Below are 7543 nucleotides of genomic sequence, written 5' to 3'. Positions count from 1 at the left end.
ACGCCGCGCGCGGCGCGCGCGTCCCACGGCCCCGCCGCGGTCCGCACGAGGTCCGCGCGTCCACGCCCGGCGAGCGCCGCGGCCGCGACCGCCACGACGGCGCGGTCCGGAACGGCGAGCGCCGGCGCCAGGAGCTCCTCCTCCACCTCCGCCCCGCCCACGGCGAGGCCCGCGAGGTGCGCGTGCAGCCGGCGCTCCACGCCCGCGGCGACCTCGGCCACCGTGTAGCGGGGCGAGGCGAGCGCGCGCTCGCGCTGCTCCCACAGGAACGCGGCCTCGGCGAGGTGCTCCTCGAGGACGTCGCGGATGGGCGGGGTCGCGGGGGCGCGCATCAGTTGATCTTCACCGTGCCGCCCTTGATGCGGTTCGTCCCCGCCGCGCGCGTCTCGACGTGCAGCCCGCGGATGACGACCTTCCCGTTCCGGTGGAGCGTGAGGCTCGCCTCGCCGCAGCGGAGCACCACCTCCTCGCGCGCCTCGATCACCAGCCGCTCCCGGTCCACCTCGACCTCCACCGCCTCGCGCGCCGGCGCCAGGGTCGCCTCGAGCGCCGCGTCGAGCGCCGGGGTCGCCGATGGGGCGGCGAGGAAGCCGGCGATGATGGGGCGCCGCGGATCGTCCTCCTCGAGGAGGAGCACGACCTCCCGCTGCTCCGAGATCGCGGCGCGGAGCCCGGCGCCGTCGAGGAGCACGACGCTGCGCGCGCGCACCGGCCCGGCGCCGCCCGGGAGCTCGACCACCGGCGCGCCGCCGTCGGCGCCGACCACCCGCCCGACGCGGACCGTGGCCTGGGCGCGCGCCTCCGCCGGCGGGGCGGCGGGTGCGCGGGAAGGGGACCGGCTCATGCCGCCACCGTGAACCGCGCCTCGGTCGCCTGCCGGCCGAGCCAGGCGTTCCGGCCGAGCTGGGAGGCGCAGCGGGAGGAGAGCTCGAGCCGCGGGGCGGCGTCCGGCCCGAGCCAGAGCACGAGCTCCCGCTCCAGCTCGTCGCCCGCGAGCGCCGCGATCGCGCGCGCGACGAGCGCCTGCAGCGCCGGGTCCGAGAACCGCGCGTAGCCGGCACGGTCGAGGGGCCCGATCACGACCCGGAACTTGCCCGCCCGATCGTACACGCGCGAGCCGAGCAACGCGGTCTTCCCCAGCTCGCACGCAGCCACGCCGAGCCGGGTCCGGTCCTCCGCCGCGACCGGCGCCCACGTCCCGACGAACTGCTCCACCGCCACGCGCGCCGCGCCGAGGTCGTCCGACAGGAGGTCCGCGAGCGCGGCCTCGAGCCCGGCCGCGGTCATCGCGCGCCCGCCCAGGAGCGGCGCCCACCGGAGGAGGCGCCACCGCTCCACGTTCGGGAGCGCGGCCGCGCCGGCGTCGAGCCCCGCCAGCGCGAGGACCCGGCGAGACCAGGCGTCGGACTGGTCGGACAGGTGGTTCGCGGTGGGATCATGCACCGTCGCGGCGCGGTGGAAGAGCGAGAGGATGCGGTGGTGGAAGAGATCGAGGAACTCGCGCTGGCGGGGCGGCTCGTCCGCCTCGTGCGCGACCTCCTTCGCCACCTCCTCGGCGAGGTAGCCGGGCAGCGGGCTCACGGCGCCGGTGAGCCCGAGGAAGGTCGTGGTGATCTCGACGACCTCCGGGCCGGGCTCGAGACCGTCGGGGGCGGTTGGGAGCCGCGTGCGGCGCACCGCCGACACGTCGCCGGGATGGAAGACGAGCCACGGGTCGTGCCGGAGCCGGACCGGCTCCTCGCGCGGCATCGCGTCGCCGCCGACCTCGGGAGCGTCCGGGCGCAGCCGCGCGACGAGGAGCATCAGCGGGCCGAGCCCCCGCCGCCGGGCGGCCTCGAGCCTGGCGTCCTCGGCGCCGTCCGGGGCCATCACACCAGCGGCCGGGTCCCGTTCCTGGGCGTCCATGCGTACTCCCGCTGCGAAGGGTGGAGGCGCGTCGCCAGCTCGGTGAACCCGTTCAGCCCAACCTGCGAGGCGAACAGCTCGTCGAGGACCTCACCGAACAGGAAGGCGTCGCCGGGGCCGCCGAAGCTCGCCTCGTCGAGCTCGAGCGCCACCTTCGTCCCGCGGACGACCGCGCCGCCCAGCGCCCGGCGCGCCGGGCCCGCCTCGACGCCCCGGATCCCCTCGATGCGCAGCCGGTTGGCGCTGCCGGCGTGCTGATCGAGCAGCGCCGGGAAGTTGTAGAGCTCGAGGAGCGCGCGGAGGCAGTCGGCGCGGGCGAGCGACGCGCGGTTCGCCGCGAGGTGGGCGACGAGCCGCCACTGCAGCTCCGCGCCGAGCGGAGGGCGGATCGGCTTCGTCACCGGGGTGATGTTCCGGAACCGGGCCGTGGTGGGAGAGCTCTGGGTCGCGACGGAGAGGTCGCCGACCTTGAGCTGGGCGGGGAGCGATCGGTTCGTGCAGGTCAGCTCCAGCGAGAGGGTCTCCTCGCCCCCCGGGCCGCCGTCGCGCGGCGTGCCGAGCGATACGAAGGTGTCGATGCCGTCGTCGAGGATCGAGCCGCGCCGGCGCAGCCGGTAGAATCGCGCCTCCCGCCCCTCGGCCCCGTGCCCGAACGACGAGAACGGCGCGTACGGGCGCCGGACGCCGCGCGCGTCGGCGACCCCCTCGACGGCGTCGACGGAGTGGACCTCGACGTGGCGCGGCTCCATGCCCGCGGCCCGGATCAGGTGCTCCTCGCCGAGCGCCTCGACGCGCACCGGCTCCCCTGCGATCGAGAAGAGGTTCACGACCGGCGTGCAGTTGAGGCGGAACGTGTCCTTCCCGATGCGCGCCGGCAGCTCCGGCGGGCGCTCGAAGCGGAGCACGAGCTCGAGGCGCTCCTCGCCGAGGTCGCGGGCCGCCGAGAGGCCGGTCACGTCGAAGAAGAGGAACTTCTGCGGGAACGTGAAGTACTCCAGCAGCGTCCGGTAGCCCGCGGGCGCGAGCGACGGCCAGGGGAGGAGCGGGATGGCGCCGCCCGCGAGCCGGACGGCGCGCCGGTCGAGCTGGATCGCGCGGCCGGATCCGCCGGCGCGCACCTCGACGCCTGCGAGGTGCCGGCCGAGCCAGAGCAGGAGCGTCGTCGCGAGCGGCAGCTCGCCGTGGAGGAAGAACCGGATCGCGTCGTCCTGGAGGACGCTGCGGAGGGCGGCGGCCGCGGCGTGGAGCTGGATGCGGATCGCCGGCGCGGCGCCGATCGCCTGGTCGAGCGCCACGTCCTGCACCGTGACCGGCAGCAGCGCGAGCTCCGCGGTGGTGCGGAACCGGCAGGAGACCCCGCCCACGGCGACGGACGCCACCTCGGCGCCGGCGGCGAGCTGCGCCCGCGCGCGGAGGACGCCGGGGACCGGCGTGAACTCGACGACGGTGGTCGCCGGGATCGGGCGCAGGTACTGCGGCGCCAGCATCTCGGCGAGGTCGTGGACGATCTCCGGGACGCCCGCCTCCAGCCGCTCGCGGGTGCGCGCGGTCAGGAAGGCGACGCCCTCGAGGAGCCGTTCGACGTCCGGATCGCCGCCGCGCTCCGCCAGGAGCCCGGCGATGGTTGGGTGCGCCGCGGCGAACTCCTTCCCCATCGCGCGAAGGAACGCCAGCTCGCCCTGGTAGTGCCGACTGAACATGGCTCACCCGCTCACGTCGAAGCGACCGCCGGGCCGGACGGTCGTCGCGAAGCGCAGCGTGCGCCCCGCCCGGCCCTCGGCGAGCTGCGCCGAGATCTCGAACCGCAGGACGAGCTCGCCGCTCTCGGTGACGTGGCGCACCGAGACGTTCCGCAGCCGCGGCTCGTGCTCGAGGATGGTGGCGCGGATCGACTTGACCAGCGCCTGCGCCGCGCCCGGCATCGAGTGCACGACGTCGGAGAAGTCGAGCACCCCGAACGACGGCGCGCTCGGCGCCGAGCCCTGCCGCGCGTTGAGCAGGACGCGGAGGTGCTCGACGATGGACGCGGTCTCGTCGCCCGCGTGGGCGGGCGAGGCGACACGCGACAGCAGCCCGCGCCCGCTCACGCGACTGGACCCCCGCGCCGGCGACGGGCGACGCGCCGCCCTGGCGCGCCGCCCGCCCCGATCACCACTTGTCCGGGTGCTCCACGCCGCCCTTCTCGAACCGCCAGATGATCTCCTTGAACACGAACTCGATCTGCTCGAGCGGCGGCAGGCCGGCGGTGTCCTTGGCGATCGTGTCCGGCACCTCCTGCTTCACCGCGGAGACGTTCGCCTCCTTGAGCTGCACCGTGTAGAACTGCTCGGTCGTCCCGTCGCCCGAAGGGTTCGGGCGGTAGAACTTGAAGACCGCCTCGACCTTCTGGTTCTCGGTGAGCGCCTTCATGATGAGCGGCGACGACTGATCGATCCGCTTCACGATCTTGATCGGCTGGTGCTGGCGGCGCCCGGTCACCATGTTGGTGCCCTCCTCCCGCGCCGTCTTCACCGCCTGCTCGTACGAGATGCACTCGATCGACCCCTCGCGACCGAGGCTCGTCTGCGTGCTCTCCCCCTTGACGTCCTTCCCGTTGGCCTTCAGGAACAGATGAACCGTCTGCGCCATGTCGTCCTCCCTGGGCGCCCGATGCGCGCGCGGGACATCATACCGTAAGTAGAGCCGTTCGAGCCGATCCGGCTCACGCGATTCTTCACTCCTTGTCCAGCTTCCCCACCAGTGACAGCGTGAACGCCGCCCCCATGTACTTGAAGTGTGGCCGGACCTTCAGGCTGCACCGGTACCACCCGGCCTGGCCGGGCACGTCCTCCACCACGACCTGAGCCTGACGGAGGGGCCGCCGCGACCGGACGTCCGGCGCCGGGTCCTCCATGTCTGCGACATACTGGCTGATCCACTGGTTGAGCTCGCGCTCGAGCTGGGCGCGCTCCTTCCAGCTCCCGATCTGCTCGCGCTGCAACACTTTCACGTAGTGTGCCAGCCGCGTCATGATGAACATGTACGGGAGCTGCGTGCCGAGGCGGAAGTTCGTCTCGGCCGCCTTCCCGTCGGCGGTGTTCCCGAACAGCTTCGGCTTCTGCGCCGAGTTGGCGGAGAAGAAGCAGGCGTTGTCGGCGTCCTTGCGGTAGGTGAGCCCGATGAAGCCCTCCTCCGAGAGCTCGAACTCGCGGCGCTCGGTCAGGAGGATCTCGGTGGGGATCTTCATCTGCGTCTCGCCCATCGCCTCGTAGGTGTGGATGGGGAGCGCGTCGACCGTGCCGCCCGACTGCGGCCCGATGATGTTCGGGGCCCACCGGTACTTCGCGAACGAGTCCGCGATCCGCGTGACGAGCGCGTTGGAGGCGTAGCCCCACAGGTACCGCTCGTGCTGGTCGAGGACGTCCTCCTCGAAGTTGAAGGACTTCACCGGCACGCCCTTCTCGCCGTACGGCACGCGGAGCAGGTATCGCGGGAGGCACAGGCCGACGTAGCGCGCGTCCTCGCTCTCGCGGAACCCGTGCCAGCGGGCGTACTGCGGCCCCTCGAACAGCGACTTCAGATCCTTCAGGTTCGGGACGTTCCTGAAGCTGGAGTCGCCGAAGAACTCCGGCGCCGCGTTGGAGACCACCGGGCAGTGGCTCATCGACGCGATCGCCGACACCTTCCGCAGCAGGTCCACGTCGCGCGCGCCCGGCCCGAACCCGTAGTTGAGGTTCATGAGGCCGAACGGCTTGCCGCCGAACACGCCGTACTCGTTCGAGTAGACGAGCTTGTAGAAGCCGGACTTGGTGAGGTCCGGCGAGTCCTCGAGGTCCGCGAGGAGGTCGTCCTTGGGGATCGACAGGACCTCGATCTTGACGTTCTCGCGGAAGTTGACGCGCTCGACCACGAACCGCAGCGAGCGCCACGCCGACTCGAGCTTCTGGAAGTCGGGGTGGTGGAGGATCTCGTTCACCTGCGCGGTGAGCCGCTTGTCGATCTCCGCGATCATCGCGTCGACCGCCGACCGGTCCACCTTCGCGCCGGCGGCCTTCCCCGGCGCCAGCAGCTCCGCCATCAGGGCGGTGACCCCCTGCTTCGCGACGTCGTAGCCGTCGTCGTTCGGCTTCATCCTCGTCTCGGCGAGGATCTCCTCGAGGAGCGAGCCGCCCGCCGCGGCGCCCTGTCCCTGGGTCTTCGTCTGGCTGTCCATGTCGCGTCTCCCCGTGCGCGCCTCAGTCGGCGAGCCCGAGCTCCTTCATGAGCTGCTTGCGCGCGGCCTCGTCCCCGAGGAGCGCCTGGATCTTCTTCCGGAAGGCAGGAAGGTTCCCGAGCGGGCCCTTGAGCGCCGTGAGCGCCGCGCGGAGCTCGAGGAGCTTCTTGAGCTCCGGGACCTGGTTCACGACGCCCTCGGGCCCGAAGTCGTCGAGCTTCTTGAAGTCGAGGTGAAGATCGAGGGTCGCGTCCTTCGCGCCGGAGACCTTGTCGGGCACCTGGACATCGACCGACAGCTTCTGCTTCGCGAGCACGTCGTTGAAGTTCTCGCCGTCGACGTTGACCGGCTTCCGCTCCTCGAGCGGCGTGTCGTCGCTGCGGCCAGTGTAGTCGCCGACCATCAGGATCTTGAGCGGGAGCTCGGTCTCCTGCTGGGCTTCTCCGACCTGCGACTTGTAGACGATGTTGACGCGTTCCTTCGGCGCGACGGTCTGGTCCTTGCTCATGCGCTCCCTCCTCGGTCCTCGTGGCTCTCGATCACGGCCACACCTCGTGCGCCGCGGCCGGATCGAGACGGCACAGGCGCTGGTAGCGAGCTTCGAGCCCCTGCGTCGCACCGCGGGGGTCCTTCGACATGGCGCGCGCGGCGGCGATGAGGCCCTTCAGGCACTCCGCGGCGAGGGCGGGCTCCCAGGCGTCGAGGCCGTGCGCGACCGCCTCGCGATCGAGCTCCTCGTAGGTGCCCTTGGCGAGTGCGGTCAGGCCCGCACCGGCGCAGGCCCGGGCGAGGTCGAGGCGCGCCCGGAACTGCGCGCGACCGTCGGGCCGCGTCGCGACGAACGCCTGGAACTCGCCGAGCGCCTCCTTCGCCTGCCCTCCGCCGAACAGCTTCCGCGCGCGGGAGATCCGCTCCAGCACCGCCGGATCGATCGCCGCGTCGTCGGCGGCTGCGGACCCGGCGCCGCCCGCGCCGGGCTTCGGCGCGACCTCCTCCTCGAGCCAGGTGCGGGTCTGGGGATCCGCGAACGGCGTGCCGTCGGCGAACGAGAGCGTCGGGAGCGCGGGCATGCGGACGAGGAGCGTCCGGAGCTCGGCGGCGATGGCGTCGCGCGCCCGGTCGTGCGCCGGCCCCAGCCCCGACAGCGCCTGCGACGTCATGCGGTGCAGGTCGAGCCAGAAGCGGTTCCGCCCGAGCGCCGACTCGGCCTCCTCGAGGAGCGCCGTCCACTTCTGGTTCTGCGCGAGCAGCTCGAGCTGCGCGCGGAGGTCCTCCCCCGGCGCCGGCACGGTGGTCTTCCCGCCCTCGGCAGGCGGCTCGGACGCGAGGTGGAGCCAGATCCCGGTCCGGACGACGCGGTAGGCGAGCGGGTCGCTCGCGCTGGCAGCCCGGAGCGTCATCGCTGCGGAGACGAGCGCGCCGCCCACGTCGCGGAAGAAGTCGGTG

Annotated in this window: 8 protein-coding genes and 1 pseudogene; all 9 read right to left on the bottom strand. The window is 73.0% G+C overall.

Features of this window, described 5'->3' with window-relative positions:
• Positions 1–332: pseudogene (locus MNZ27_RS22490) on the bottom strand (hypothetical protein); the annotation flags it as partial.
• Positions 332–844, bottom strand: coding sequence for a DUF6484 domain-containing protein (locus tag MNZ27_RS22485; protein WP_242396311.1), 513 nt, complete (start codon positions 842–844; stop codon positions 332–334). The pseudogene MNZ27_RS22490 and the gene MNZ27_RS22485, both read right to left, overlap by 1 nt.
• Positions 841–1905 carry a type VI secretion system baseplate subunit TssG gene (tssG, locus tag MNZ27_RS22480; protein WP_242396310.1) on the bottom strand — a complete coding sequence of 355 codons (1065 nt, stop codon included), beginning with the start codon at positions 1903–1905 and terminating at the stop codon, positions 841–843. The genes MNZ27_RS22485 and tssG overlap by 4 nt, the downstream gene beginning before the upstream one ends.
• A complete protein-coding gene (gene tssF / locus MNZ27_RS22475) occupies positions 1869–3605 on the bottom strand; it encodes a type VI secretion system baseplate subunit TssF (RefSeq protein ID WP_242396309.1) in 1737 nt (578 codons plus the stop codon). Before tssF ends, tssG begins: the two co-directional genes overlap by 37 nt.
• 3 nt (positions 3606–3608) lie before the next feature.
• The gene (gene tssE / locus MNZ27_RS22470) at positions 3609–3992 is read right to left on the bottom strand and encodes a type VI secretion system baseplate subunit TssE (protein WP_242396308.1); all 384 of its coding nucleotides are present in this window, start codon (positions 3990–3992) and stop codon (positions 3609–3611) included.
• A 61-nt stretch (positions 3993–4053) separates the two neighbouring features.
• The gene (gene tssD, locus MNZ27_RS22465) at positions 4054–4533 is read right to left on the bottom strand and encodes a type VI secretion system tube protein TssD (RefSeq protein WP_242396307.1); all 480 of its coding nucleotides are present in this window, start codon (positions 4531–4533) and stop codon (positions 4054–4056) included.
• An 85-nt stretch (positions 4534–4618) separates the two neighbouring features.
• Complete coding sequence (gene tssC / locus MNZ27_RS22460; protein ID WP_242396306.1) at positions 4619–6097, bottom strand: type VI secretion system contractile sheath large subunit; 1479 nt, start codon at positions 6095–6097, stop codon at positions 4619–4621.
• Positions 6098–6119: 22 nt separating this feature from the next.
• Positions 6120–6605 (bottom strand): type VI secretion system contractile sheath small subunit, encoded by a 486-nt coding sequence (gene tssB, locus MNZ27_RS22455; protein WP_242396305.1) that lies wholly within the window; start codon positions 6603–6605, stop codon positions 6120–6122.
• A 31-nt stretch (positions 6606–6636) separates the two neighbouring features.
• Positions 6637–7543, bottom strand: a 907-nt coding sequence (locus MNZ27_RS22450) for a type VI secretion system domain-containing protein (protein WP_242396304.1), incomplete at its 5' end; no start/stop codon positions are given.

It is taken from the genome of Anaeromyxobacter oryzisoli (genome assembly GCF_022690765.1).
Taxonomy (GTDB): domain Bacteria; phylum Myxococcota; class Myxococcia; order Myxococcales; family Anaeromyxobacteraceae; genus Anaeromyxobacter; species Anaeromyxobacter oryzisoli.
This window is presented reverse-complemented; position numbering and strand designations above follow the sequence as displayed.

Excerpts from the sequence above, each read along its gene's own strand:
- tssC (WP_242396306.1), bottom strand. The coding sequence starts at position 6,097 with ATGGACAGCCAGACGAAGACCCAGGGACAGGGCGCCGCGGCGGGCGGC.
- MNZ27_RS22485 (WP_242396311.1), bottom strand. The coding sequence starts at position 844 with ATGAGCCGGTCCCCTTCCCGCGCACCCGCCGCCCCGCCGGCGGAGGCG.
- tssD (WP_242396307.1), bottom strand. The coding sequence starts at position 4,533 with ATGGCGCAGACGGTTCATCTGTTCCTGAAGGCCAACGGGAAGGACGTC.
- tssF (WP_242396309.1), bottom strand. The coding sequence starts at position 3,605 with ATGTTCAGTCGGCACTACCAGGGCGAGCTGGCGTTCCTTCGCGCGATG.
- tssG (WP_242396310.1), bottom strand. The coding sequence starts at position 1,905 with ATGGACGCCCAGGAACGGGACCCGGCCGCTGGTGTGATGGCCCCGGAC.
- tssB (WP_242396305.1), bottom strand. The coding sequence starts at position 6,605 with ATGAGCAAGGACCAGACCGTCGCGCCGAAGGAACGCGTCAACATCGTC.